The organism is Leptolyngbya sp. GGD (assembly GCF_026735145.1).
GTDB lineage: Bacteria > Cyanobacteriota > Cyanobacteriia > Leptolyngbyales > Leptolyngbyaceae > Leptolyngbya > Leptolyngbya boryana.
Window position 1 is genome coordinate 203,609 of record NZ_JAPQKE010000007.1, and the last position, 26,457, is coordinate 230,065.

Genomic DNA, 26,457 nt, shown 5'->3' on the forward strand with positions numbered 1-26,457 from the left:
TCAGAATTAGCGAAGTTCCTGAGTCAAGATCTAGAGTAAACTGCGCGTGTTTAAAGAGTGGTTGCATCGGCTGATTATGTGGATTTCAAACAATATCAACATCATTCAGCCGATCTCTATCACTGGAATCTAAAGCGAGTGGCGAATTGAGCTTGAAAGTGTGGGTTCTTTCAACCCTAGATATTTCTGCCAAAAAGTATGAGACATCAGCTCTTGTGCAGCATTTTTCCAGTTTTTACTTGCGATAGACCATTCTGTCCTGCCCTTATCCACAATGCTAGACCACTGCGCCATAAGCTGAACATTGGTCAATAAATCAACATTTTGCTGATTTTCGTAACTGCGGCTGAGTTTGAGCGTGCTAGGATGTGCGACTTCTGGATCGATGCTCATAATCCAGTCTGGACCTTTTAGATAGTCGTCAAAGGCTTTGATGAGCATTTGAGCGCGATCGAAGTCTGGCATTAACAAAGAAAGTGCAATTTCTTGCGTCAAGTTACTGACAGTATGCTCATAGCTTGGCGAGAAATGCACAGCGTATGTAATGAGATCATTGCGGAAATAATAGTAAGTTTCCCAGTTTAAGTTCTTAGCAGAGGCAGGAATATGCCAAACTGCCATCGAAGGAAATGTCGCGATTGGAATGCCTAATGTCATTTTCGCTCTGAGGCAAAATTCAACATCATCCAGTTTGATAAAGAGTGGCAACGGCAGGTTGAGTTTTTCGACAAGTTGCCGAGAGAATGAGCAAAACCAAAAGCCACCATAATCTGCATCTTCTTCAACGAGCAATTGATTTAGCGATGCATTTTGGCTTAAGTCAATTCTATAATTGAGAGCGGTTAACGAGCCAAATGCACCCTTTGTTGCTGGATCTTCGTTGTAGGTTGCTCCTGCTTCGTACAAGACTTGTTTGTTATTAAGATCAAGTAGACCGCCTGCAATGATGAACTCAGTCTTCGCATACTCATGTACTGCGAACAACCTGCAAATGCTTTCGCTTTCTAACTCAATATCATCATCCATCAATAGAAGATGAGAGGAACTCTTTTCTGCTAGAGCTTCCATGATGCCTCTGGTAAATCCACCACTACCGCCAGCGTTTTTGTTAGGAAAGAGCTTGACTCTCGGATCATTAAACTCATTATGATCTAGCGTTCTGCCGTTGTCAGAAACAAACACTTTAAAGCTCTTATCTTGCAGAAGTTCGTCTTGTAAGAGACTTGTTAATGTTTCTCGAACATAGTTCTCTTTCTTGAAAGTGCAGATGACGATTCCGAGTGATACTTCTCTTTCTTTGGGTTGATCTGTTGCAATCCAACCTGCTGCAAAGATGCCCTGAGTACTCAGACAAGTAATTTCAAGGTAAATTCTGCCAGCTTTCTCAGTCTGAACTAGATTGATCGGTGCAAGCTTAACAGGTTTTGAGAGTTGGCATTGCTCAATCTTCTCTTCTAAAATTGTCTCTCTTTCACCGCTCTGTACTTCTCTATAAATCGCAACTCTAAAGTCACCTTCGAGTTTCAGAAGATAGTAGATAGAATTAAGCGAGGTATATTTGACATAGTAATTTTCATAAAACGAATTAAAATAAGAGCTTGAAGAGACAACTCCTCCCTGCTGTAAGACGGTTCGTTTACTATTGTCCTGAACATCGAGCGATGCTGCTTCATTACATCGAATATATAGATCGGAAATATCCGAAGACTTGGGAAGTTTTACTCTACCAACTATGTTCATAGTTCTATTTAATGGGTTGAGCGAATTTGAGCATATGCCTAAAAAGTAAGAAAGAGTGACTATCAACAACTCATTCTTACGACTGATTTATAGTAATTGAATCAAATTGCGCATGTCTTCGATTACATGCTGAACACCTGCTGCTTGTAGTGCAGATACTCGATCGCTGCGCTCATTCTCCGTGATATGAGTTCCGCCCACATAGCCGATAACGATAGGAATTCCAGCAGCGATCGCTGACTTCACTCCGCTCATTGAGTCCTCAACAGCAACACAACTTGTGATATCTGCACCTAAGCATCTGGCAGCATGGAGATAAATATCTGGCAAGGGTTTAGGTCGTCGAACTGGAAGAGAGTCGTTTGCGCTAAAGATTCGGCAGTTTCCCTTTGCGGAATGTTCACTCGTAAAATAATCGCTCAACTGAGCAGCAACTAGGCAAGCTCTGAGCCGTCGCAGGCTACTATTACTGACTAGTGCGAATTCGACTTCCTGCCTGATCAATTCAGACAATACATCTGACGTTCCTGCGGTTGCTTGTGCTTCGAGACTGAGGTGATCGATCGCACGATTCTCTTCTTCTAATACAAGATGCTGAATATCAGCTTCAGTCAGAGCCATAGGCGAGTCTTTATAAATCTGCGCCAGAATCTCTTGATAGGGCTTTCCTGCAAAGTTTTTAATAAATTCAGGTAGATCATAAAACTGTGCGCCGGGAAATTCGCAAGCAACTTCAGCAGTGAGCTTCCACGCGCTTTTGAGCGCGATAATTTCACTATCAACAATCGTTCCATCATGATCAAACAGAACAACTTTATGTGGCTGGAATAATTTCATTCTAAATAGGCTCCTCACTGTAATATCTAAGTGTCGCTGATAGTCCACGAGTCCGAATCTCTCGCAATGCGCGATCGCAGTATCGATCTAAAGTGTCAGTGCATTCGCATTTCTCTAGACCGAGGATTTCGCTCAATGCTGCACCTGCTTGAGCCATGATGATGACATCTGCTTTATCATTTGCATGAAAAGCTGTGCCCGTTTCGCTGATGCCGTCTTGTAGAGCAAGCATCCATGCGGCGATCGGGAGCATTAGATGCTCTAAATTCAGCTTTTGAGCATGAGCATCTTGTAGAATCGGAAGAATATATTTGCCTAATTTTCGAGCGGTTTCTGCTGAAATTCGCGCAATTAAATCAGGTAGTGCTTCATTACTCAGTCTACGTAATACCTGCTCGATGTAATGCTCACACATGTAGTCAGGAACCGGAGTGGCAGCAGCAATGTCCTCCATCAAGAGCCGAATAAACGAGTAAAATTCTGGCGATTTGAGACATTGATGGACGTACTCAACTCCGGCTCTCACTGCTAGACAAGCAATAAAAGAGTGAACTGCATTCAGAAATCTCGATTTCATGTATAAGAACGGAGTAATATCGTCTGTCATCGTTACTCCGGTTTCTTCCCACAAGGGGCGATCGCTCGTAAACTTATCTTCGACTACAAATTGCCAGAATGGTTCTGTAACAATGGGAGCGCGATCGCGAACTTGTAGGAGTCTGTAGGGATGCTGATCATCCGACTCATGCTTTTGGGGCACAATTCGGTCTACTACAGTATTTGGAAATGCTGCCTGATTGATAAGATAGTCAGCGAATGCAGGATCAATTTGATCTGCATAAGTCAATACAGCACGCTGCAAGATAGTTCCATTTCTAGGCAAGTTGTCGCAGGATAGGGTAGTAAACGGTGCTATATCACGCTCTCGACGACGACGAAGCGCTTCAACGATAAACCCAATTGCAGTAGTCGGACGATCAGGATGGTTCAGATCATGCACGATCGACTCGTGACTCAGATCGAGGTTGAAATTTTGGTCGAGACAGTACCCTGCTTGAGTCACCGTCAGCGTAACAAGATGCAGAGAAGGTGAAGTCATTAACTCCAGCACATAGTCTTGCTCTGTTATCCCATCGACAATCTGATTGATTGAGCCAATGACCCTTGCCGACTCATGGATTTCATCGCCGCTATATCGATCAGTTGAGGTATACAGAAAGTTCTGCGGCTGCAAGGTTGCGATCGCGCTTCGGCTTTTGAGACTCACGCCACAGATGCCCCATCTTAGGTCTTGACATTGATTAGAAAGATGCTCATGAATGATACGGGCGAGATGTGCTCTGAAGAAACGACCTGGTCCAAAGTGGACAATTCCTGTATTTAAAGCTTTGCGATTGTAAGAGGGGGATTGGTTCCAAAGGTCGGCAACATTCTTGTTAAATGCTACTTCTGAGCTTTGAGACTCTGCGCTAGTACACGCAGACAAAGCATCCGGCGAAATGTGGCTTATCATAACATTTCTGAAGGTAGAACCTATATTTAGGTGTAAAAGTATTACTTGCAAAGAAACTCAGTGAAGCCAATCAGCTTTTGAGAAAATTACTATTTCTGAAATAGCAAATAGACTGCAAGAACTTTCTATCAACGAGATAGTCACTTCACTGCGTTAAACTAAAAAGACTTGAGATAAGTGTGCATCCTGATGATATTGACATCAATGCAGCGTGCTCTCTACCGCTAGTCAAATTTCCTAAATCAAGAAAAAGGTTCCCTGTATACTAAGCTTTGTCACAAAGTATTCTCTAAGCAGAACAGTTGACTGCGAATCAGCTCTGCTTTGGAATGGAATTTGAGGCGGATAAGGACAAAGAATAGCATCTATGAAGTGAGCCTTATGGCAGATGCAAGGTTTTAGGGTAAGTCAACATGCTTGAGTGTTTGTCTAACACCACGGTCACAGCATTGATGTGAAAAAACGCCCCCTTGCCGGAACGTGAGCCGTTATCAGCGTGGGAGCGTTCATGTCATTCAGAATGCTGTGTTTTAGCTTTGCCAAGCACCACTGCATTGGGGTTGTACTGCACATTCTGAAATTTCTGTCAGTGTTTCGTGCCCGAGCGTTGCAGAAGCGATCGCTGCGATCTCAAATTTAGGAGTGCGATCGGCATAAAGCAAGCCATTTGCTTCCTGGAAGGTGTCGGTCAACTGGGTATAACAGAATCCGCTAAACATTTCGACGCGGTTTACCACGTTCAGAAGCTTGTGATACCGCAGTTGCAGGTCGCACACATCTGAGGAACGATCGTAGCCCCAGGCTTTATCTGCTTGCGTATCAGTCGGGCGAGTGTAGGCAACGCCTCCAAACTCAGTCAGCATAATGGGTTGTCCTTGATGAGGATAGCCGTCTAGGGTAAGGATTCGACCACCAGGACGCTGGCTTTCAAACAGATCCGAAAGTTTCACTTCAGAACCATAGCGTTTTGCAAGACGATCAGGCTGACTATCATAGTCATGAATTGCCAGAATGTCTGTCGTGGTACTTTCCCAGCCATCGTTACCGATCACAGGACGAGTCGGGTCAAGCGTTTTTGTCAGATAGTAAAGTGCTTGCACATAGTGCCGTTGCGCTGCTGTTTCGGCAAGGTTGGGAACTCCCCAAGATTCATTAAAGGGCACCCAAGCAATAATACAGGGATGGCTACTGTCCCGATCGAGCACTTCTTCCCATTCTCGTGTAATGCGTTCGATCGCTTTGCGCGTAAATCGATAAGCACTTGGCATTTCTTCCCAGACTAAAAGTCCCATGACATCTGCCCAATACAAGAATCGAGGGTCTTCAATCTTTTGGTGCTTACGAACGCCGTTAAAGCCCATTCGCTTTGTGAGTTCAATGTCTAGGCGCAAGGCTTCATCAGACGGAGGAGTCATCAAGGTATCTGTCCAATATCCTTGATCCAAAACGAGCCGCAGATAATAAGGATGACCATTGAGCATAAAGCGATCGCGCTGAATACTCGCAGTCCGCATCGCCGTGTAGGATTTCACTTCATCGATCAAAAATCCTCCGCGCCAAAGCTGGATCTGAGCATTGATCAGCGTCGGCTTTTCAGGACTCCATAACAGTGCATTGCGATAGTCATCAATGCCAGGATCAGAAAGCGCAATCCGGCGATTGATGTCCTCATCTACAACCTCATACATATCGTTGACGAGAAGCCGATCGTCCACACTCAGACGAACTTTGATATACAGGTCATCGCATTTTGCACCTGCCATTGATGCTTCAAATCCGATTTCCCAGCGCTCAAAATGGGGTGTCCAGCGAATTTTTGAGATGTAGGTTTCTGGTACACACTCGACCCAGACAGTTTGCCAAATTCCAGTTGTGCGAGGATACCAAATGCTATGAGGCTCTGGAAGCCAATCTTGTTTTCCTCTAGGTTTAGCGAGATCATGTGGGTCGTCTTGTGCTAAGACGGTCACGCGTTGAGTTGTTCCTGGTTTGAGAAAATCGGTGATGTCAAAGCTAAATGGGGTATGTCCGCCTTCATGACCGCCAATAAAGTGATCATTCACCCAAACAGAAGCTTCATAGTCAACTGCGCCAAAGTGGAGCAAGACTCTTTGATGATCGATCGGAACTTCAAATTCTCTTTCATACCAACAATAGGGATGAAAGTTAGTATCACCGATGCCGCTTCGCTCAGATTCAGGAGCAAAGGGAACTTCGATCGTGTGAGTCCATTCCGAAATGTCACTTGGGCGTTTCCAATTTCCTTGATCGTTGAAGGAGAATTTCCAGGAGCCATTGAGGTTTATCCACTGCGATCGCTGAAGTTGCGGACGAGGATAACCTGTTTCGAGTTGACGACAAATTGCGATCGGACTAGAGACAGAATGAGCGGTTGTGTCGAGGCTTTTACCGAGTAGTTTCATGGAAGATTGCTCCTTCAATTAGGAGAAGTTGCTCTTGGCTTCAATGCTTTTAAATAGCAAGACTAAAACCTAACATCAAAATTAATACTCTTGATGAAAGTTTACAGTTTGAATGACGATCTTTTTGATACATCAATTCAAAAGATATGATATATCCTAAGTCGAATTTAAAATTTTATTCAAAAAAGGCGATGTATTTTCTGAACCTATTCTGCTTAGATCAAGAGTACTTATGCTTATATTTTAGCTTAATTTAATTCATCCCTGGGGCAGAAGAAGTTTCAGAAATTAGCCCATTTCTTCTACATTTGATGAGAGATATTAGTGTTCGACAACTACGAACGAGAGAAAATATCAGACAAAAAATCTATGAATTCATATCTGTTAAGAAGATGAAAATAAGCGATTTAGTCTTCTATTAGAAAAAGTTTTTATGTATTAAGAATGACCATTATTGTTTACATTAAGCGCTTAATTATTTATTGGTTTTCGAGTCTTTTTACCCTTTTAGATCAACCAATCTCATCTCTTTAGACAGAAGCAATTCAAATGCGTTCAATCTACTTTTGTTGAAGTAGTAATCATACTCTACTTAACCTTTTAAACCTCAAAGAATCTATGTCCTCATTTAACATAGGATTGGATGGCTATATTAGTTCAAACCAGATAAGGCAAAAGCAACTTACAGATGCATTGAAAACAGATGCATTGAAAACAAAAGAATTTCAGGCTTCTAATTTTGATGTTTCTGAGGAGGATGCAGCTAATTTAAATACACCGGATCTGGTCTGTTTATCTCATTTACGTTGGGATTTTGTCTATCAACGTCCTCAGCATCTCCTGAGTCGCTGTGCATCCCAACGAAGAACTTTCTTTATTGAAGAACCGATTTTTGAATCGAGTGCATCTTGGCGATTGGAAACCAGCAGACGTGAGTGTGGTGTTTGGGTTGTTGTTCCCCATTTGCCTAAAGGGATGAGCCAAGAGATGGTTTCAGCAATGCTGCAAACCCTGATCGATGAGCTATTTGAAGAGTATAGTATTGCTGCACCAATTCTTTGGTACTATACCCCGATCGCACTATCATTCACTGAGCAGCTTGAGGCATGCTGTGTTGTCTATGACTGCATGGATGAGCTATCGGCATTCAAAGGAGCTTCTAAGACCCTGAGAGAATGGGAAGCAAAGCTATTCAAGCGGGCCGATGTCGTTTTTACAGGAGGACAAAGCCTGTACGAAGCAAAACAACATCAGCATTCTAATCTTCATGCGTTTCCTAGCAGCATTGATGGCGCACATTTTGCTCAAGCAAAAAGCATTACCGTTGATCCCCCAGATCAAGCTTGTATTGTTCATCCTCGCTTAGGGTTTTATGGTGTAATCGATGAGCGCATGAACTTAGAGTTAGTCGATGGCATTGCTGAAGCTCGACCTGATTGGCAACTGGTATTCATTGGCCCCGTTGCGAAAATAGACTTAGACTCTCTTCCTCAGCGCCCTAATCTTTACTATTTAGGCAGTAAATCTTATCAAGAATTGCCGCACTATATTGCGAACTGGGATGTTGCCTTATTGCCTTTTGCCTTGAATGAATCAACTCAGTTCATCAGCCCAACCAAAACGCCAGAATATCTGGCAGCAGGTAAGCCTGTCGTTTCGACTTCGATTCGTGATGTGATTCGTCCCTATGGTCAAGAAGGCTTAGTTCATATTGCCGATCGACTCGAGGACTTTATTGAAAAAATTGAGCTTGCGATGCAGCAGGGACAGCCTGAACACGTTGATGCTTTTCTGGCTCAAATGTCTTGGGATCAGACTTGGGCAGGAATGATGCAGCAAGTTGAGACTGTGATTTTGAATTCTCGGAGAATTTCTAATGTTTGACTATCTGATCGTGGGTGCTGGCTTTGCAGGAAGTGTAATTGCTGAGCGATTAGCAAGTCAGTCAGGTAAGAAAGTCCTGATTTGCGATCGCAGAAATCATATTGGGGGTAATGCTTACGATCATTACAATAATGCTGGTATTTTAGTTCACCGCTATGGGCCGCACATCTTTCATACCAATTCTCGCGACGTGTTTGACTATCTCTCGAACTTTACAGCGTGGCGACCGTATGAGCATCGTGTTCTTGCAAGTGTTGATGGTTTGCTGCTTCCCATTCCTATCAATCTTGATACAATCAATAAGCTTTATGGGCTAAAGCTTACTTCATTTCAGGTCGAAGAGTTTTTTGCATCAGTTGCAGAGCAGAAAGACTATATTCGCACTTCTGAAGATGTGGTCGTGAGCAAGGTTGGGCGAGAACTCTATGAAAAATTCTTTCGTAACTATACCCGCAAACAGTGGGGTATGGATCCATCCGAACTAGATAAATCGGTGACTGCCAGAGTTCCAACTCGAACGAATCGCGACGACCGCTATTTCACCGATACCTATCAAGCAATGCCGCTGCATGGATTTACTCGCATGTTCGAGAACATGTTGACACATCCTAATATCAAGGTAATGCTGAATGTAGATTATCGGGAAATTCAGAAAGTAATTCCCTATCGAGAAATTGTTTATACCGGACCTGTTGATGAATTCTTTGACTATCGCTTTGGTAAGCTCCCTTATCGATCGCTTGAATTCAAACATGAAACACACGATAAGCCTCTTTTCCAATCCGCTCCGGTGATCAATTATCCAAACGAACATGCCTATACTCGGGTGACTGAGTTCAAGTACTTAACTGGACAAGAGCATCTTAAAACCAGTATTGTTTACGAGCTACCGCAGGCAGAAGGCGATCCCTACTACCCGGTTCCCCGTCCCGAAAATGCTGAAATTTACAAGAAATATAAAGCGATCACAGATGCGACACCGAATGTCCATTTTGTAGGACGATTAGCAACTTATAAGTACTACAACATGGATCAAGTTGTTGCTCAAGCTTTGGCAACCTACGCGAAGCTTTCCGAGCGTTCGACCTGGCATCCTGAAGATGTGCAAGTTTCTCCAAAAGCACTTGCACCCGATCAAGATCTTTCTGCTACTAAGAAAAATGGCGGCAAAGCATTGACATCAACTTAAAGCTTAGCTACTTAGCCCGGTTCATCATTCTATGATTTGAGCGATCGCTCAGGAGGCTCTTGTGTCATCCCCAACCATTTTAGTCACGGGTGGAGCTGGTTATATTGGTTCCCATGCTGTTTTAGCCTTGCAGCAAGCAGGCTACGACGTTCTTGTCTTAGATAATTTATCGAATGGACATCGAGAATTAGTCGAACAAACATTGAACGTGAAGCTGATTGTGGGAGACACAAACGATCGTCCTTTACTCGATCGCTTGTTTTCTGAAACTGCAATATCAGCTGTGATGCACTTTGCAGCCGATATCGCAGTTGGTGAGTCAGTCAGCAATCCTGCTAAGTACTATCGCAACAACGTTGTCGGTACATTAACGCTGCTTGAAGCAATGGTGGCAGCATCAATCAAGCAGTTTGTTTTTTCATCCACCTGCGCGCTTTACGGCATTCCAGAGTTTGTTCCGATTACTGAGGAGCATCCCCAAGCTCCGATTAGTCCCTATGCGATGACCAAGTGGATGGTAGAGCGCATCCTGCATGATTTTGATGTTGCCTATGGCTTGAAGTCAGTCGCTTTTCGGTATTTCAATGCTTCTGGAGCCGATCCCGATGGACGATTGGGAGAAGATCACGATCCTGAAACGCATCTGATTCCACTAGTCTTGCTCGCTGCACTAGGGCAGCAAAAATCGATTTCAATTCTGGGTACTAATTATCCCACTCCTGACGGAACTTGCATTCGAGACTATATTCATGTCAGCGATTTAGCTCAAGCGCATGTATTAGGCTTAAAATACTTGCTCGATGGCGGAAATAGTAATGTATTCAATTTAGGCAATGGCAATGGTTTCTCGGTGCGGGAAGTGATTGAGACGGCGCGGCAGGTAACAGGAAGACCGATTCAGGTGATAGAACGCGATCGTCGTCTAGGCGATCCGCCGATTCTAGTTGGGAGCAGTGAGAAAGCACACCAAATTCTAAAATGGCAGCCTCAATATGCTGATTTACGGAGTATTCTGAATCATGCGTGGCAATGGCATCAAAAGCGACATGCTCAACAGCCTGATCAGATAACTTCAGCATCAGAAGAGATGTCTTCCCCGTCTATCGAAACCCTCGCGCGCCAATAGAGTATGTATTCTCAAACTTTGCTCAAACCGGATGGTCGCAAACTGACCCTTTATAGTCGAAATGCGATCGCTGAAAACATCATTGCTCCTAGCCCAAGCCCTGAGCCGATTCAGGCAAATCCTCATCTGCGATGGCATCCCTTGCGCGGCGAGTGGGTCTGTTATGCAAGCCACCGTCAAGGGCGAACCTTTATGCCGCCTCCAGAATACAATCCCCTAGCTCCAACCCGTGATCCTGAATTTCCAACCGAGTTACCCCAAGGAAACTATGATGTCGCAGTGTTTGAAAATCGGTTTCCTTCGATGCTAGTCACAGCAACAACTGCGCCGCATGAAATTGTTGAAACGCTCCCTGCGAATGGTGCTTGCGAAGTTGTTGTCTTCACTCAAGATCCGCAAGCTTCCCTAGCATCGCTGGAATTAGATCACTTAGAGTTGCTCATCCAAGTTTGGGGCGATCGCACTCGTGTGTTGAGCGAAGTTCCTCAGATTCAATATGTTCTCCCGTTTGAGAATAAAGGAGTCGAAGTTGGTGTTACACTTCATCACCCGCATGGGCAAATCTATGCTTATCCTTTTGTGCCGCCTGTTCCAGCTCGCATGGGACAGCAGCAGCAAGCTTACTATCAAAGCCACCAGCGCGGACTATTACAAGACCTCATTCAGCAAGAAATTGCGGATGATCAACGAATTTTGTATCGGGATGAAGTTGCGATCGCGTTTGTTCCCGTCTGTGCCCGCTATCCTTACGAAGTTTGGGTCGCTCCGATTGAACCAGTCGCAACATTGATGGATTTAACGCCTGAGCAGCGTGAAGGGCTAGCAAGAGCGCTCAAAACGGTCACGTTAAAATTTGATGGTTTGTGGCAGCGATCGTTTCCCTACCTTATGGCGTGGTATCAAGCGCCGATAGATGGACAAGCACATCCTGAATGGCACTTACATGCAGAGTTCTATCCGCCTTACCGCACCTCAGATCGACTCAAATATCTAGCAGGCACAGAACTAGCAGCAGGTATGTTTGCGAATGATGCCCTTCCCGAAGATAAAGTCAAAGAACTACAAGCTGTGACAGTCCATCTAGAAGAGAGAGTAAAGATTTAAGAGGATATTTGAACAGAGCTAATGACAGCGATCCGTATCTCAAAATCAGGAGAACACCCTCAAAACCGGGAGAATAACGATGCAGACCCAACTCAGAAACCATTCCTCAACGCTCAGCCAGCAACGCAATGCGGAGATCGAACAAAAACTAAGCTGGATGCGTAAAGCGCTGTATGAAACTCATGCAACCGGTCTACGCTTGCGCGGAATTGATTGGTTTTCCTGGGCAACAGCAGGCGGCTCGAATATGGTTTTGCTAGCTGCTGAAACAGGTGTTGCTGAAGTACTTGTGACTCTGGACGGAGCTTGGATTTTGACAGATGAAATCGAAGCTCAGCGGCTTCAAGACGAAGAAATCCCTGCTGGATCTGCTTATCAGTTCGCCGTCAACCCTTGGACAGAGATCGATATTCGAGAAGCTTTTGTGCGAGAGACAACTCAAGGCGGACGAATCATCAGTGATTTACCCTTGATGACTCTCAACGATCGCCCTATCCTAGCAGAAACATCTCTGCCGAATACGTTGGTAAATCGTAAACGATCGCTGTTGCCTAGTGAAGTCGAGCGCTATCGCCAAGTTGGACAACTCGCTAGCGAAGCCATGACCGAAGTGCTACCTCAGGCTCGTCCCGATTGGACAGAAGTTCAGCTTGCAGGAGCAGGAGCCGCTGCTCTTTGGGCAAGAGGGCTTCATCCTGCTTTGACTCTAGCTGCTGGAGAACAACGTCTGCAAAAATATCGCCATACGCTTCCTAAACAAGAAAAAATTGGACGAGCTGCGATGCTAGTCTTTTGTGCGCGTGGATTCGGTCTATATGCCAATCTCACCCGCTTTGTTTACTTCGATCGTCTCTCAGAGACAGAAGCAAGCTTACACCATCAAGTTCGAGAAATTGAAGCTGCGGCGCTCAATCAATGTCAAGTGGAAACGCCCCTAGATCAGATTTATCTCACTTTACAACAAGCATACGAACAGCATGGTTATCCAAATGCGATTCGTGAACATCATCAGGGTGGAACAACTGGGTATTTATCCCGTGAAGTGATTGCAACCCCGACTACAAGCGATCGCTTAGCTGCAAATACAGCGATGGCTTGGAATCCCAGTCTATCAGGAGCAAAAATCGAAGATACCTTCTTGCTCCATGAAGATGATCATCTCGAAAATCTCACCCTTGATCCAAACTGGAATAGCATCGAAGTGCATCAGCAACAACGTCCTCTGCCTCTAGAACGAATCTAGTTTGACTGATATGAGTACAGCCACTACATTTACATTTGAGCAAATTTTTAACACTGCTCCAGATGTGCAAGCGATCGCACCCGGACGAGTGAATTTACTCGGCGAACATACTGATTACAATGACGGCTTTGTTCTGCCCACAGCAATTCCCCAACATACTACGGTTTGCCTTGGAACTAGCTCCGATGATCAATTTCACATTTACTCTCACGATTTAGAAGAGCAAGTCAATTTCTCTTCGCGTGATCCAATTCCTCAAGGCTTTAGTCGCTATGTGATCGGCTGTATTCGTGCGATCGAAGAACAAGGTATAGTTATTCCACCGCTGAATATCTTTGTCACGTCTTCTGTTCCGATTGGTTCTGGGTTATCGAGTAGTGCTGCATTAGAAGTGGCGATGCTACGCGCATTACGATCGCTTCTCAATCTCAAAATCGATGATGTTCAGATTGCACAGTTTGGGCAGTATGCAGAACGAACTTTCGCTGGCGTACAGTGTGGAATTATGGATCAAATGGCATCAAGCCTAGCTGATTCTGAGCATCTTTTATTTCTTGACACGCGAACACTCGATCGAGAATTACTGCCATTTCCAGAAGGATCTACATTTTTGGTGATAGATAGTGGGATTCCGCGCACGTTAGCAGGGAGTGGATACAATCAGCGTCGGTCAGAATGTGAGGAAGCAGCAAGATTGCTCGGTGTTCCAGCGCTGAGAGATGTTCAGGATGTTAGCGCGATCGCTGCTTTACCGAGTCCGCTACAAGAACGTGCGCGTCATGTCATTACAGAAAACAATCGGGTTTTAGAAGCACGCCTTGGGGTATCTGCTCAACGTTTTGGGCAATTGATGAATGCGTCTCATGCAAGCTTACGAGATGACTATGATGTGTCGGTGGAAGGATTAGATATGCTGGTCGCAATCCTGCAAGAGACTCCAGGCGTATTAGGAGCAAGACTGACAGGTGCAGGATTTGGAGGAGCTTGTGTAGCTCTAATTGATTCTAATGCTGAGCTTAAAAATGCGATCCAAGCAGTTCTCGATCTCTATCATAACGCAGGTTATACTGGCAAAATCTTAGTTGATCGTCCTTAGAGTGTGTTTTAAGAAATTGGTAAATTAGTGTGCGTCAAAGGTTCCGACGTGTGACCTGCCTCCGCCCCGAATGCATTCCGGGGCAGGCAAATGCGTCTCAACAATTACTTTTAAAGCATCCTCTACGATCTTTAGCTAGAAAGGATAAACACGCGGTGTATGTTGCACTGTGATCCAATGGTCAGTGGTAAATTCTTCAACCACCCAACTGCCTCCAAATCGACCAATTCCGCTATTTTTCTCACCGCCAAACGGTGCATTCGGTAAATCATTCACAGTCTGATCATTAATGTGTGTCATGCCTGCTTCGACTTGCAGTGCAAACCGCAATCCTCGACCTTCATCACGAGTGAATACTGCACTCGATAGTCCATATTCAGTCGCATTTGCGATCTGTAGCGCTTCTGCTTCGTCACGCACTTTCAAAATGGAAGCGATCGGTCCAAACATTTCCTCGCGTGCCACTCGCATTTCATTGTTTACATCAACAAAGACATGCGGCGGTAGGACTAATCCTTCTGGTTCACCGCCTAACACTTGACGCGCACCCTCTTGATGAGCCGATTCGATATGCTCTAGCAGTGAATCTAGCTGAGCTTGATCAATGATTGGACCAATCACAGTATCCGGATCATTCGGGTCACCGACTTTAAGAGCGCGAACTCGATCGACAAAGCGATCGACAAATTCATCATGCACCCGCTGATCAACCACAAAGCGATTGATGCTCATACAAATCTGACCGGAATTCAAGAACTTACCAAACACCGCAGCATTCACAGCAAGCTCTAGGTCTGCATCATCTAAGACAACAAATGGACTACTTCCACCGAGTTCAAGTGACACTCGTTTCATAATTGGGCTACTCATCGCGAGTTGTCCAATATGCCGCCCTGCTTTAGTTGAACCTGTAAAGGTAATCACTCGTGGAATCGGATGCGTCACAAAAACATCACCGATCTCACTAGCTTTTCCAGCAATCACACTAAACACACCCGGCGGAAGACCTGCTTCTTCATAGATTTTGGCAAGGATTAAACCACCAGAAATCGGAGTGGTCGAAGGTGTCTTTTGCACAACTGCATTACCGAGTGCTAGCGCGGGAGCAATCGATCGATTCGCAAGGTGTAGCGCAAAATCCCAAGGACTGACAACCCCAACAACGCCCACAGGTTGACGATACACGCGACTTTCTTTTCCAGGCAGGTCAGCAGGTAGCACATGACCTTCTGCTTGATACGGAATTCCAACCGCTTGCTGCATGAGCGCATAAGCCGCTTGCCATTCGAGCATCGCTTTATTGCGCGGGCTGCCTGCTTCTCGAATCAGCCAAGAGACAATTTCTTCTTGACGCGCTTTCATGATTTCGGTAGCTCGCTGCATGACTCGTGATCGCTCACTCGGTAATGCCTGTGCCCACTCAACTTGAGCTTTCTTCGCCGCTTGATAAGCTTCCTGAATGTCTTGTTCACTCGCAGCTTGAAATTCAGCGATCGAGGTTTTGCGATAAGGATCGATCAAAGTAACTTTGTGTTCAGAGCGACCTTGTACCCAGCGTCCACCGATAAATAAGCAATCGAGACCTGTGTAGGGAGTAGGTGCAGTCGATTGAGGGGGGCGTTTTGGAGCGGTAGCAGTCATGGTAGCTTCTCCTGATTAAAACGTGATTAGTCAAAAAATGATTGGTTAAAAAGTGATGGAAATCTGCAATTTAAGGTGCAATCGTTACATCTGCTTCGAGTTCCAGCATTTTGATAAATGCAGACGCATTTTCTTCGCCCCATCCTTGATTTACAGCGGCTTTGATGGTTTCTCGTACGGCGACTGCCGCAGGAGTTGGAGCGTTTAGATCTTGAGCAAATCGAGCAATCAAGTTGGCATCTTTGAGTAAATGTTTGAGTGCAAAGCTCGGTGTGAAATCGCGATCGATGAGGGTCTGACCCATTCCATCAAACAGCGGAGAACGAAAATCAACCCGATGTAGCACGTCTAAGACATCTTTCGGATTTAGTCCTGCTTTCGTTGCTAGCACCAGTGCTTCGCCAAGGGCTTCGATTTGAGTTGCTACGATCGAATTACCTACAAGCTTCATTGATGCGCCTTTGCCTGTGTCGCCCATGTAGTGAACAGATTCGCTCATTGCATTGAGCATCGGCTGCACACGATCGAAGACTGCTCGTTTTCCGCCAACTACAATCCACAATCCACCTGCCGCCGATTCGTTTTTACTCCCAAACACTGGAGCATCTAGAAACTCAACTTGTTTTTCTGCATAAGCTGCGGCTTGACGCTGAGATGTACTGGGATGCACGGTACTTTGGTCGATCGCGATTTGTCCCAATCTCACATTCGATAAAATCCCATTCTGTCCAAAGACGACTTCTTCAACGACCTGATCATTTGCAAGGCAATAGAAAATTACATCCGCATCTTGGACGGCTTGAGCAGGAGTTTCTGCTTGAGTTGCACCCTTTTCGACAAGTGCCTTTCCGGCTTCTGGGCTGCGATTCCAAACAGTCAGAGAATATCCTGCTTTGAGTAGATTAGCTGCCATACCACTACCCATCGTTCCTAGCCCTAAATAGGCAATTCGTTCCATGAAATTGTCCTTGCATGAGGTTGAAGCAATCCTGTTGCGTAAAGATTACTCTCGGAGCAACTGAAGCAGTGAGTCCAGAAAACTTCGGGAAAGGAGCAATCTTTTCACGCGACATCAGATCATCCTAGAGACGCAATTGATTCTGCTCCTCTAACGAACGAGAGAGAAACTGGAATTCTCTGCACAATTCTCAGAATCAATATGCTCTAGAACGATAGGATACTTCGCGATTCCTCTAATGCACTCGCATCTCTCGCAAATAGTGCGATCGACAAGGAGAACCCCAGCAAACAGACTGTGCTGGCATCGACTTGAGTACGGTGCTCCGCGCCCCAATCACTGCATTGGAACCAATCTGCACTCCCGGTGCAATAAAGCAATCTGTCGCAATCCAGGCTCCATGCCCAATCTCAATCGTTTTTGTGACAAGTCCAAACGCGCGATCGCTCAAATCATGGCTTCCCGTACACAGATAGCTCTTTTGTGAAATCACACAATGAGAACCAACCGAAATACGATCGAGACTATAAAACACGACATTATCGCCAATCCAGCTATAGTCCCCGATCTCAACTTTCCAGGGATAAGTAAACCGTGCCGTCGGACGAACGAGCACCCCTTTGCCAACTTTTGCCCCAAATAGTCGCAACACAGCACAGCGAACTTGATTCAAAGGTTGAGGAGTGATGGGAAATACGATCGATTGAACCAACCACCATAGTAAGACATACCAGCCTGGACGACCGCGATCGTACCAGGATTGATCATAACAATGTAAATCGACGAGCGGAGGCGCATCTATGTCGATCGCAGACCCTTTCAAACTTGTCATGATTCTGGCTGTACGATCGGAGTTGGATTCGGTTTCGGGGTGTTTAACGTTCCCCCAAACTGCTGTAGCTCATACAGCTTCACCCCAATTTGAAACTCGTACTGGCTGAGCAACCGTGCATAGATATAACCTGCTCTCCCATCTAGGAATCCAAGCCGGAACACATAAGCCAGTAAGAACCTGAGCGTCGGTTTGAAGGGCAATCTTACCCAGATCCGCTTCAAAAATCGCTTGCGCTGTACCGAATCGCCAAAGAAATTTGCACCGATCGTTCCTTGATCGTCTTTGCCATTGAGTAAATTCAGGTAAACCTTCGCTTCCCAATTAGAATAGCGATTGTGTCGGTCTAGCCAGTGATAAAGATCTTTGAAGTCAATGTGGAGCATATCATTTTGCAGATAGCCCACTTTCTCAGACATGACAACATGCTCATGGACTTCGTTGTCACCCGTGTTGCGAATTGCTTCAGTGCTGAGGTTTTCGTAGCGACCTTTCGCATGTTTAAACAAGCGCAAATTCCAGTCGGGATACTTGCCACCGTAGCGAATCCATTGTCCTAAGAAGAACACACGGCGATTCAGATAGTACCCTTCGTACTCTGGATTTTGAATTGCAGTCTCGATCTCATCCCACAGTTCTGGTGTGATCCGCTCATCGCAGTCTACAATCAACACCCACTCATTGCGAAATGGAAGATTTTCCAGGGACCAATTTTTCTTCTTCGGCCAGCGTCCATTGAAGTGAAACTGCACCACATTCGCCCCATAGCTCTCTGCAATTTCCACAGAGCGATCGCTACTTTGCGAATCGACGACAAACACTTGATCCGCTCGCGCAACACTTTCTAGACAAGCGGGCAAATTTGCTTCTTCATTACGGGCGGGAATTAGAACAGAAACTGGGAGTTTAGAGAGACTAGACATAATTCGGGTGCAGAAAGGGCTTGACGCAACCACGTCGCTCCCAGTATTCCCAATCCAATTTTGGGATCACACTCAAAAGTCTTGTCCAAAAACTCTTGTAAATAACGCCCGATCTTCTGGTGAAAACTCGCTTGAATAGATATTGAGGTAATCACGGATAGGAGTAGGTTATGAAACTATTCACGATCGGCGATAGTGTTTCTCAAGGATTTATGTCAGGAGCCGCTGCTCGAACGGATCTTGCTTATTCAACGCTGATTGCGCGAGCAATGAAACTGACTGATTATCGGTATCCGAAGCTGTGGGGAGCAGGCGGATTACCGTTGAATTTAGAGAATGTTCTGCGTCAACTGCAGGAGACATACGGGACAGATATTTCTGCGTTTGAGTGGCTCTCGGTTTTACAACCACTCGGAAAAATTATTGATAGTGTAGAAGACTACTACGAGCGCGGTCAGGGGGCTGAAAACCAACCTGATCCGAGCGGAGTAGAGTTTTATCACAATGTTGCAATTCAGGGATTTGATGTTGCAGATGCTTGGTTAGTCAATGCTGAAACCTGCAAAACAGAGATTGACAGCAATCCGAATGAGAAAAAAGACAATACGTTTGGATTTCCCAGTGCAACGTTTTATCGGACTGCGCTTAAAGTCCTCAATCCTTCACTGAAACCTCAGTTCGACCAGTACACTCAGTTAGAATGGCTAAGACATCATGCGACTCAAGAAGGAGTTGAAAATTTACTCTTGTGGCTTGGTGCGAACAATGCGTTGGGAACAGTATTGGGATTGAGCATTAACCAAACACCAGGGACAGGTTCGAGATCGCTCTTATCGCTCTCCCGCGAACAGCGCGAAGCTTGGAACCTTTGGCATCCCAATGATTTTGCAGTAGAGTATGCTGAGCTTCTCGATCGCGTTGATCAGATCATGCAGAACAGTCGCAATCAAAATTTTAACGTCTTTGTGGGAACCGTTCCGCTCGTGACGATCGCACCACTTGCGAAAGGATTTGGAGAGACGATGAAAATTGAGGTTGAGACAGATTTCAGTGATAGTCAAGAAAGCTATATTTACTATAAGTACTACAGTTACTTCTTCCGAGAAGAAGAGGCAGTTCGCAAAGGGAAACAAGTATTCTTAACTTTGAATGATGCAGTGTATATCGATAACTGCATTCGGCAATACAATCAAACCATTAAGAAGCTGGTCGCGCAAAAGAATCAAAACTATTCTCAACCGCGCTATCACATTGTTGATCTTTCAAAAGCACTTCAGGACATTGCATTTAAGCGAAATGCGGGGCAGGTCAAATATCAATTTCCAGACTATTTCAACTTTAAGTATCCACCTGTGAATACGAAGTATTATCATGCTGATCAGCAAGGACACTTAAAGCAAGGTGGATTGTTTAGCTTAGATGGTGTTCATCCTTCCGCGATCGGGCAAGGACTCATTGCCTATGAGTTCCTCAAAGTGATGCAAAAAGTCGGTGTCGTTCGCCAAATTAACTTAGATTGGGAAGCGATCTTTAAGAGCGATCAGCTTTACAGCGCTCCAATTTCGCTCATGCACGATTTGTATGAAAACGATCGGCTTTCAGAGTTCTTCATCGATTGGATTGCTGGCAAACCCGCAGCTAGAACGGAAAGCTTCCACTTAAAGGCAATGGCGGAAGATAGCACACTATAGAGATCGTAGTGCTCAATCGGTTGAAAGTTGGGGAAATAGGGAAGTGGGTAGCAACTTTCTCCATTTCCCAACTTGCAAGATCTTGTCAATCAAACAGGAGTGCTATATCGAGCGCAGCAGGAACTCCGACATTTTGCAAAATTTGGAGTTTCACATTGAGGCTCAGAATTGCTCAAATTTATTTGTCTAAGTCCTACAGTGGAATCCGAAGCTTTAACTTACCGCGCAGCAAATTAATCTTTGATGGATTCAAATACTCTTGCAATCCTGAAACTTCATTCAACAGCGATGTACTGCGAGCACATTCTTCTTCTAAGATTGCAATATAGCGATCGAGATCTTGATCAGAGATATGTTGTTTCAACATATAAGTCGCGATCGTAATATTCGAGACAGGATGCCGTAAGCCTTGGGATAGCTTCTGCAACAGCATACTATTCATCTCAGCTAGCTCTTGACTGGTTTGGAGTTGCTTCTCAATGGATTGGGCAGCTTGTGCTTGTGCCTCAGACTGACGAGTTAAGCGATCGTACTTATTTAAGCAACTCTGCACCGCGCCGATCAGTTCTTCTTGAGTAAAAGGCTTGGTCAGATAATCATCTGCGCCCAATTCCATTCCCATTCGCACATCTGTGCGCTCAGAACGCCCGGTCAGAAAAATAAACGGAATCGTTGCCGTTTCAGCCTGCTGACGTAATTCGCTCAACACCGTATAGCCATCCATTTCAGGCATGACGACATCACAGATCACAAGGCTCGGCAGTGCTTCTTTCGCCAATTGCAACCCGGCAACACTACTACTCGTCGTCAGTGCTTGGAAACTTTGAAGCTCTAGAATCTCTTCAATATTTTCTAAGATTTCTTGATCGTCTTCGATCACTAAAACACTGTTCATTGACTATCCCAAGGTAAACTGCACTGGCTAGCAATCCGCTTTCTCTGCCGAAGCGATGAGAGCAAATCTGTCGAACTTGCCCTTGTAGATCAACCCCTTTGAAGCCTATCGATCAAGGTTTGCAAATTTACTTTCGTCAAACTTAATCGCTATACAGTACATCCTACACAAGAACTTGACCAATTTCAGTATCTTTTCGTAATTTCTTTAAGCTTTTGTGAAAGAGATTGAGAGAGATCATAGAAGATTTCAGCAAAATTACTGACTGTATCTCTCTCCATCTCGTTAAACACTGCTCAATCTGACTATTTTTTCGTCATCCAGCTCGGGTTCCCATAATTAAGTTCCGAACAGACGAATAGATTACCGTTCGCATTTTGATGCCTTGCTGATGGCTCAGATATCTTTCTCCAAGCGCGATCGCACAGACAACTTCGCTCAAACTGAGCCATGCTCCAAATTCCTGTAGAAAATGTAAATTCAGCGCGATCGCAAGCGTGACCAGAATATAAGTGCTAGCAACTTGAGCGTGGTTCCAGCCCGATTGCTGTAGTCTCTGATAAAGGTGAGTGCGATGCGGCTGAAAGATATTCTCTTTCCGAATCACACGCCGAATCAGCGTGTAAATCGCATCTGCAATCAGTGGTAATGTAATCGCTAAAGATGACCAAGCCTGCACCGCATCCCCAGACTGATTTAGCAGCGAGATTGCAATCATCGCGCCCAAAACAGTACTGCCGACATCCCCCATGAAAATTTTGGCAGGTGACCAATTCCACCAGAGAAAGCCGAGCAATGAAATCGCCAGCAGCGCGAGCATTGGCTGGTTATATTCGATCGCTAAGTACGTGAATTGCACAAAAGATACGCCTGCGACTAATCCATCTAACCCATCCATAAAGTTATAGAAATTGATCAGCGCAGTCATCCCAATCATGGTTAATGCAATCGCAAGCATCGCTCCAACCATGCCCAGTGGAGCTAGCCAAGGTTGAGGAAAAGGACTAAACGCTGCGATCGCAATTCCAGCAGAGCTAAGTTGTACAAGATAGCGAATTTGAGCGGGAACATCACCGCGATCATCGAAAAAGCCAACAATAATTAACGGAATTAAAGCCGCCCAAATGAATAACGCATTGCTAGCAGTGAAGGTTTGCCAATCCAGCCACGCTAGCATAGCGCTCACGAGAGCAAATGCAATCACAAACCCAAGTCCTCCTCCACGGGGTGTCGGTTGAGTATGCGAACTGCGATGGTTTGGCACATCAAGAAGATACTGACTGAGATACTGTCTAATCGAGGCGACTAGCACAAAACTCAAGCCACCACTTGCCAGTAGCAGACTGGGAAAAATATTCATAGGAACGAAACCGAAACGATTTTTTGAGCCGCTTTTAGATAGACCCCTTCAGCTTTTTTTACTTCAACAAGTCAGTGTGTATCTTGGAACCCTCTCGCAGTTTGTTCCAGACCTTGTTCGAGGGTAAACGGAGGCTGCCAGTTAAGAGTCTGGCGAAGCTTTGAACTATCGATCGTCAGTGAACCAAATAAACGATCAAGCGTTGCCGTTTTACCCAAGATCCGGGCGAGGTTAGTTAGTATTACAGGCGAGATTGGCATCAACCGGACAGGTTTCCGCATCGATTCCGAAATTTTTCTAACGAGTTCTGGGGTAGAAACGTCTGTGCTATCACTGACAAGAAACGTCTGTCCAGCGGCTTGAGGATGTGTGGCGCAAGTGACGATCGCATCCACTAAATTGCCGACATAGACTAGACTCCGCTGGTTGTGAATTCCACCGAGCGGGAGTGGAATGCCTGTTTTGACTAGGTTCATCAAGTTGAGAAAATTCGCTTTGACCCCTGCTCCATAAACTAATGGGGGGCGCAAAATTACAATCTCTAAATCAGTGGTGGCTGCAATCTCATTGAGCGCACATTCTGCTTCCCATTTACTGATGCCATAGGCATCAGCAGGTTGAGGCGTACTGCGCTCGGTGTAAGGTGATGCTTGTCCATCTCCGTTGACTTTAATCGAACTGAGATAGACAAAGCGTTTGACTCCAGCAGTAGCAGCAGCGATCGCGAGCGATTTGGTCGCTTCAGTATTGACTGCCCGAAATTCACTCAAGGGATCAGCCGCAGTATCGTTCATCTGATGGACTCGGGCTGCAAGGTGAATGACAACATCGATTTGAGGCAGGATGGGATGATCATCCAATTCTGCGATCGAGGAGACTAAAATTGGTGTTACAGAGGGAGATAACACTGCATCACTGCGAACTACGCCATAAACGGTATGTTCTGAATGTTCTAAAAGCTGACAGAGGGCTGAGCCAACAAAGCCAGTTGCGCCAGTAATCAAAAAGTTCATGCGGGGCGTGCGACGAGTTGAAAGACCTTAACAAAGTATTTAGACAGAACCTTGGTCATGTTTGTTTGGATGCCATTTTCTAGGCATCCTCGAACGATCTCTCGGTTCAGAATCCAATTGCTTGAGAGATTTGCAGTGCTAGCTCCTCCAGTCCGCATCTTGACGAGAACTTGTGGAATGTAGTGATAGCTCATTTGATGAATTGCCAGAAATCGAATCAAGAGTTCATAGTCTGCTGCAATCTTATAATCGGTTTTGAAAAAACCATAGCGATCAAATGCCCATCGTTTTACGACAAAAGTCGGATGAGCAGGCATCCAACCATAAGCAAATTTATCCGGATGGAAATGGGCAGAACTGTAGTAGCGCACGATTTTATCTGGCTCGTCATGCTTCACGTATACGAGATCTGCAAATACAGAATCGACTTGGTGCTGCTCGAACTGATTGACGATCGTGGAAATAACGTGTGAATTGAGATACACATCATCTGCATTCAGAATTGCAATCGCGTCGCCTGTCGCGAGCTTGATGCCTTTATTCATTCCGTCATACATGCCGCGATCGGGTTCTGAGACAAATCGAGCAATGCGATCGCCATAAGATTGAACAATTTCGACCGTATTATCTTTGGATGCTCCATCAATAATGATGTGTTCAATATTGGGGTAATCCTGAGCAAGAACGGATTCGATCGTGTCTCGAATCGTGGCAGCAGCATTGTAGGTAACAGTAATGATAGAAACTTTCATGGGTTTAACAGACTAGAAGAAAAGCTTTGCTCTTTGATAGCGCGAGGTTTAATCGCAACCGCAGGATTGCCCGCGTAGATGGTCCAAGAAGTCAGTGATTTTACAGCAACGCTTCCCAAGCTCAGAACCGAGCCTTCGCCAATTTCAACACCGGGAGCGATCGTCGATCGTGCGGCTAACCAAGCGCCAGATTTTACGGTAATGGGTGCAACTCGCAAATCAAAAGTTGAAGCTGTCCAATCGTGATTACCAGTACAGAAATAAACCGATTGGGACACACAGATATGATCCTCTAAAACAATCGGAGCAAGATTATCAAACCAGGCGTTTTCTCCAATCCAGCAATGATTCCCGATCGTCAATCGCCACGGAAATTTTACTTGGACTCCCGGTTTAATTCGGACACCTTGCCCGATCGATGCGCCAAACGATCGGAGTACCCTAACTTTGAGACTAGAGATCGGGAGCAATCGACTTCGGACGATCGGATCTCCGATGAAAAACCAAAGCAATTGTTTCCAAGCAGGTGCGCCGGGAGAATAATCTTGAATTGTGTATTGATCGAGGTGAATGAAGGTCACAATAATTCTGATAAAACAATTACGAACGACGATTTTTTGGATTCCAGGTACAACAACGATCGCCATAGACATCGCGGTAGACTTTCTGCACCACTTGCTGATAAGGCTCCGGATACCAAACATTAATCATCAACACATCTCCAACCTGCACTTTAGGCAAGAGATAGTCATATAGAGAAATACGATACTTCTGCTCAAATTGCTTCGGATCTCGAATCAGCACTGCTTTGAATCCTTGAGGATGTTGTTCTCGGTGTTCACGATTCACATCGTATTTCCAGGCATCAACCCGCTCTAAAGGTGCAGAAAATGCAAGATAGTCTGGATTATTATTAGTGTGCTCTGGAATGATCAAGCTATCTGGAAATTGTTGCTGGACTTTCGCAATTACATCCGACCATTTATCATTGTTCGAGTCGATATAGAAAAGCGTTGCTCCCCACCGCTTTCTTGCATAGGCAATTTTCTCACTAATTCCTTTTACTGCATCTTCTTTGGTTTTATAAGACCAGTAGTGAGCAATGTTCTTATCTTTTTCCCACCAACGAGGCGGCAAAGGAGTTTGGTAAGGATACATAAACTGAGATCGAATTGTCACCCCCACGCGTAAGCCCGCATCTTTGAACTTCTGAAAAAATTCGTCGGCAATCTCATCCATTTCCGGTGCGCGTTCCTCGAGCAGTCTTGGATCACCTACCCAGGTATATGCCCCATCTGCCGCTTCAATTCCTTCGACATCAAAAACAATTACACCTTGAGCATTGATTTGTCGCAAATGGTGAATCGAGTAGGCAGCGAGTCCCATCATACGCTTTCGGAATTCTGTTTTTCCGGCTGGGGTAAAGAGATTTAGATCTTTTGAGTTCAGCCATTTTCGCGGATTGTTCGGAGCATAGGCAGGGCTATTTCCGAGAAAGATCGTACCAATCGCGCGGCGATCATTCCAAGTAAAGGTTCGGGCTGCAACTTTGGTCGATCCCGATTGCGATCGCGCTTCCGCAAAGTTTGATGGCTGACTACAGGCAGCCAAAAAGCAAATCGGCAGTAAGAATGTGAGCAGTCTTAATCGTTGCATAAGTCAATTCATTAAGGTTTCAAACTTGAGCCAGTTCGCCCAGTTCCAAGCCATAGCAGTGCGCGTCCCACATCTCGCACCATTCGCAACTGCGATTCTGGTGGATAGTAGGGGTTATAAGCAGCAACCGGAGTAAACGCAATTCCTTCACTGCCAAAAACAACCGTGGCAATTGCAGTAGATCGCGCTAAATGAAAATCAGAAGTCACAAGAAAAACATGCGGAATGTGCTGCTGTTTAAGCAGATCGACCATCGTCGTGAAGTTGCTAACTGTATCTGTGGCTCGGTTATCCAGATACAGCCTCGATTGATTAATGCCTGCTTTCGTGAAAATTTGCTGCGCCTCCGAGCTTCCAGAAGACACCCAAACGTCTAAATTCGGATATTCACGGGCAAGCTGAGCGGCTTTTTGTTCACGATCGGGTGTTCCACCCACAACGAGAATCAACTTTGGAACTGGCGCGAAATGACGTGCGATTGCAAGTCTCACTGGAAAATAGCTCCCTAAACAGCACAAAATTCCCACTAAAGCGAGCAGTACAGCCCGTCGAGACGGTTTCAAATTATTACCTCTCATCGA

22 protein-coding genes are annotated in these 26,457 nt (G+C 45.2%); 7 read left to right on the forward strand and 15 right to left on the reverse strand.

Translation table 11 applies throughout. The annotated features are described in order from the left end of the window. Positions 1 to 129: 129 nt before the first annotated feature. The 4 genes from OU814_RS25505 to OU814_RS25520 all read right to left on the reverse strand — a co-directional run bounded on the left by OU814_RS25505 (position 130) and on the right by OU814_RS25520 (position 6,513). Positions 130 to 1,740, reverse strand: a complete 1,611-nt coding sequence (locus OU814_RS25505; RefSeq protein WP_268242514.1) for a glycosyltransferase family 2 protein — start codon at positions 1,738 to 1,740, stop codon at positions 130 to 132. Between the two features lie 87 nt (positions 1,741 to 1,827). After that, positions 1,828 to 2,577: an HAD family hydrolase gene (locus OU814_RS25510; protein WP_268242515.1), complete on the reverse strand. Its 750-nt coding sequence runs from the start codon at positions 2,575 to 2,577 to the stop codon at positions 1,828 to 1,830. Between the two features lies 1 nt (position 2,578). After that, positions 2,579 to 4,090, reverse strand: a complete 1,512-nt coding sequence (locus OU814_RS25515) for a mannitol dehydrogenase family protein (RefSeq protein ID WP_268242516.1) — start codon at positions 4,088 to 4,090, stop codon at positions 2,579 to 2,581. 530 nt (positions 4,091 to 4,620) lie between these two features. Beyond that, positions 4,621 to 6,513, reverse strand: coding sequence for a glycoside hydrolase family 2 protein (locus OU814_RS25520; RefSeq protein WP_268242517.1), 1,893 nt, complete (start codon positions 6,511 to 6,513; stop codon positions 4,621 to 4,623). Between the two features lie 618 nt (positions 6,514 to 7,131). Between OU814_RS25520 and OU814_RS25525 the strand changes: the two genes are divergently transcribed. From OU814_RS25525 to galK, 6 genes are all read left to right on the forward strand, one after another. Then, positions 7,132 to 8,397 carry a glycosyltransferase family 1 protein gene (locus tag OU814_RS25525; RefSeq protein WP_268242518.1) on the forward strand — a complete coding sequence of 422 codons (1,266 nt, stop codon included), beginning with the start codon at positions 7,132 to 7,134 and terminating at the stop codon, positions 8,395 to 8,397. Then, positions 8,390 to 9,586 carry a UDP-galactopyranose mutase gene (gene glf, locus OU814_RS25530; protein WP_268242519.1) on the forward strand — a complete coding sequence of 399 codons (1,197 nt, stop codon included), beginning with the start codon at positions 8,390 to 8,392 and terminating at the stop codon, positions 9,584 to 9,586. The genes OU814_RS25525 and glf overlap by 8 nt, the downstream gene beginning before the upstream one ends. Before the next feature lie 61 nt (positions 9,587 to 9,647). After that, the gene (gene galE, locus OU814_RS25535; RefSeq protein WP_268242520.1) at positions 9,648 to 10,712 is read left to right on the forward strand and encodes a UDP-glucose 4-epimerase GalE; all 1,065 of its coding nucleotides are present in this window, start codon (positions 9,648 to 9,650) and stop codon (positions 10,710 to 10,712) included. Positions 10,713 to 10,715: 3 nt separating this feature from the next. After that, positions 10,716 to 11,816: a galactose-1-phosphate uridylyltransferase gene (gene galT, locus OU814_RS25540; RefSeq protein WP_017285592.1), complete on the forward strand. Its 1,101-nt coding sequence runs from the start codon at positions 10,716 to 10,718 to the stop codon at positions 11,814 to 11,816. Positions 11,817 to 11,895: 79 nt separating this feature from the next. Further along, positions 11,896 to 13,059, forward strand: a complete 1,164-nt coding sequence (locus OU814_RS25545) for a M24 family metallopeptidase (protein WP_268242521.1) — start codon at positions 11,896 to 11,898, stop codon at positions 13,057 to 13,059. Between the two features lie 10 nt (positions 13,060 to 13,069). After that, positions 13,070 to 14,155 (forward strand): galactokinase, encoded by a 1,086-nt coding sequence (galK, locus tag OU814_RS25550; RefSeq protein WP_268242522.1) that lies wholly within the window; start codon positions 13,070 to 13,072, stop codon positions 14,153 to 14,155. A gap of 135 nt (positions 14,156 to 14,290) precedes the next feature. On the opposite strand, the gene OU814_RS25555 is transcribed toward galK, so the two are convergent. The 4 genes from OU814_RS25555 to OU814_RS25570 all read right to left on the reverse strand — a co-directional run bounded on the left by OU814_RS25555 (position 14,291) and on the right by OU814_RS25570 (position 18,509). Beyond that, on the reverse strand, positions 14,291 to 15,796 hold the full coding sequence (locus tag OU814_RS25555; RefSeq protein ID WP_268242523.1) for an aldehyde dehydrogenase family protein: 1,506 nt from the start codon (positions 15,794 to 15,796) through the stop codon (positions 14,291 to 14,293). Between the two features lie 70 nt (positions 15,797 to 15,866). After that, a complete protein-coding gene (locus tag OU814_RS25560) occupies positions 15,867 to 16,784 on the reverse strand; it encodes an NAD(P)-dependent oxidoreductase (RefSeq protein WP_268242551.1) in 918 nt (305 codons plus the stop codon). 205 nt (positions 16,785 to 16,989) lie between these two features. Further along, a complete protein-coding gene (gene hpsU / locus OU814_RS25565) occupies positions 16,990 to 17,586 on the reverse strand; it encodes a hormogonium polysaccharide biosynthesis acetyltransferase HpsU (RefSeq protein WP_268242524.1) in 597 nt (198 codons plus the stop codon). Further along, a complete protein-coding gene (locus OU814_RS25570) occupies positions 17,583 to 18,509 on the reverse strand; it encodes a glycosyltransferase family 2 protein (protein ID WP_017285598.1) in 927 nt (308 codons plus the stop codon). Before OU814_RS25570 ends, hpsU begins: the two co-directional genes overlap by 4 nt. Before the next feature lie 170 nt (positions 18,510 to 18,679). Here OU814_RS25570 and OU814_RS25575 point away from each other — a divergent pair, with 170 nt between their 5' ends. After that, complete coding sequence (locus OU814_RS25575) at positions 18,680 to 20,200, forward strand: hypothetical protein (protein ID WP_268242525.1); 1,521 nt, start codon at positions 18,680 to 18,682, stop codon at positions 20,198 to 20,200. A 193-nt stretch (positions 20,201 to 20,393) separates the two neighbouring features. Here the strand turns inward: OU814_RS25575 and OU814_RS25580 are convergent, their stop codons facing one another. The 7 genes from OU814_RS25580 to OU814_RS25610 all read right to left on the reverse strand — a co-directional run bounded on the left by OU814_RS25580 (position 20,394) and on the right by OU814_RS25610 (position 26,454). Continuing rightward, positions 20,394 to 21,095 (reverse strand): response regulator transcription factor, encoded by a 702-nt coding sequence (locus OU814_RS25580; RefSeq protein ID WP_017285600.1) that lies wholly within the window; start codon positions 21,093 to 21,095, stop codon positions 20,394 to 20,396. A gap of 316 nt (positions 21,096 to 21,411) precedes the next feature. After that, positions 21,412 to 22,455 carry an MraY family glycosyltransferase gene (locus OU814_RS25585; protein WP_268242526.1) on the reverse strand — a complete coding sequence of 348 codons (1,044 nt, stop codon included), beginning with the start codon at positions 22,453 to 22,455 and terminating at the stop codon, positions 21,412 to 21,414. 71 nt (positions 22,456 to 22,526) lie between these two features. Further along, positions 22,527 to 23,468, reverse strand: a complete 942-nt coding sequence (locus tag OU814_RS25590) for a UDP-glucose 4-epimerase family protein (RefSeq protein ID WP_268242527.1) — start codon at positions 23,466 to 23,468, stop codon at positions 22,527 to 22,529. After that, positions 23,465 to 24,220 carry a glycosyltransferase family 2 protein gene (locus OU814_RS25595; protein ID WP_017285603.1) on the reverse strand — a complete coding sequence of 252 codons (756 nt, stop codon included), beginning with the start codon at positions 24,218 to 24,220 and terminating at the stop codon, positions 23,465 to 23,467. Before OU814_RS25595 ends, OU814_RS25590 begins: the two co-directional genes overlap by 4 nt. Then, a complete protein-coding gene (locus OU814_RS25600) occupies positions 24,217 to 24,801 on the reverse strand; it encodes a WcaF family extracellular polysaccharide biosynthesis acetyltransferase (RefSeq protein WP_268242528.1) in 585 nt (194 codons plus the stop codon). Before OU814_RS25600 ends, OU814_RS25595 begins: the two co-directional genes overlap by 4 nt. Positions 24,802 to 24,820: 19 nt before the next feature. Next, positions 24,821 to 25,876: a hypothetical protein gene (locus OU814_RS25605; RefSeq protein WP_268242529.1), complete on the reverse strand. Its 1,056-nt coding sequence runs from the start codon at positions 25,874 to 25,876 to the stop codon at positions 24,821 to 24,823. An 11-nt stretch (positions 25,877 to 25,887) separates the two neighbouring features. Beyond that, positions 25,888 to 26,454: a YdcF family protein gene (locus tag OU814_RS25610; RefSeq protein ID WP_268242530.1), complete on the reverse strand. Its 567-nt coding sequence runs from the start codon at positions 26,452 to 26,454 to the stop codon at positions 25,888 to 25,890. Positions 26,455 to 26,457: the final 3 nt, after the last annotated feature.

Coding starts and splice junctions, on each gene's coding strand:
- OU814_RS25505 (WP_268242514.1), bottom strand. CDS start 1,740: ATGAACATAGTTGGTAGAGTAAAACTTCCCAAGTCTTCGGATATTTCC.
- OU814_RS25510 (WP_268242515.1), bottom strand. CDS start 2,577: ATGAAATTATTCCAGCCACATAAAGTTGTTCTGTTTGATCATGATGGA.
- OU814_RS25515 (WP_268242516.1), bottom strand. CDS start 4,090: ATGATAAGCCACATTTCGCCGGATGCTTTGTCTGCGTGTACTAGCGCA.
- OU814_RS25520 (WP_268242517.1), bottom strand. CDS start 6,513: ATGAAACTACTCGGTAAAAGCCTCGACACAACCGCTCATTCTGTCTCT.
- OU814_RS25525 (WP_268242518.1), top strand. CDS start 7,132: ATGTCCTCATTTAACATAGGATTGGATGGCTATATTAGTTCAAACCAG.
- glf (WP_268242519.1), top strand. CDS start 8,390: ATGTTTGACTATCTGATCGTGGGTGCTGGCTTTGCAGGAAGTGTAATT.
- galT (WP_017285592.1), top strand. CDS start 10,716: ATGTATTCTCAAACTTTGCTCAAACCGGATGGTCGCAAACTGACCCTT.
- OU814_RS25545 (WP_268242521.1), top strand. CDS start 11,896: ATGCAGACCCAACTCAGAAACCATTCCTCAACGCTCAGCCAGCAACGC.
- galK (WP_268242522.1), top strand. CDS start 13,070: ATGAGTACAGCCACTACATTTACATTTGAGCAAATTTTTAACACTGCT.
- OU814_RS25555 (WP_268242523.1), bottom strand. CDS start 15,796: ATGACTGCTACCGCTCCAAAACGCCCCCCTCAATCGACTGCACCTACT.
- hpsU (WP_268242524.1), bottom strand. CDS start 17,586: ATGACAAGTTTGAAAGGGTCTGCGATCGACATAGATGCGCCTCCGCTC.
- OU814_RS25570 (WP_017285598.1), bottom strand. CDS start 18,509: ATGTCTAGTCTCTCTAAACTCCCAGTTTCTGTTCTAATTCCCGCCCGT.
- OU814_RS25575 (WP_268242525.1), top strand. CDS start 18,680: ATGAAACTATTCACGATCGGCGATAGTGTTTCTCAAGGATTTATGTCA.
- OU814_RS25580 (WP_017285600.1), bottom strand. CDS start 21,095: ATGAACAGTGTTTTAGTGATCGAAGACGATCAAGAAATCTTAGAAAAT.
- OU814_RS25585 (WP_268242526.1), bottom strand. CDS start 22,455: ATGAATATTTTTCCCAGTCTGCTACTGGCAAGTGGTGGCTTGAGTTTT.
- OU814_RS25590 (WP_268242527.1), bottom strand. CDS start 23,468: ATGAACTTTTTGATTACTGGCGCAACTGGCTTTGTTGGCTCAGCCCTC.
- OU814_RS25595 (WP_017285603.1), bottom strand. CDS start 24,220: ATGAAAGTTTCTATCATTACTGTTACCTACAATGCTGCTGCCACGATT.
- OU814_RS25605 (WP_268242529.1), bottom strand. CDS start 25,876: ATGCAACGATTAAGACTGCTCACATTCTTACTGCCGATTTGCTTTTTG.
- OU814_RS25610 (WP_268242530.1), bottom strand. CDS start 26,454: ATGAGAGGTAATAATTTGAAACCGTCTCGACGGGCTGTACTGCTCGCT.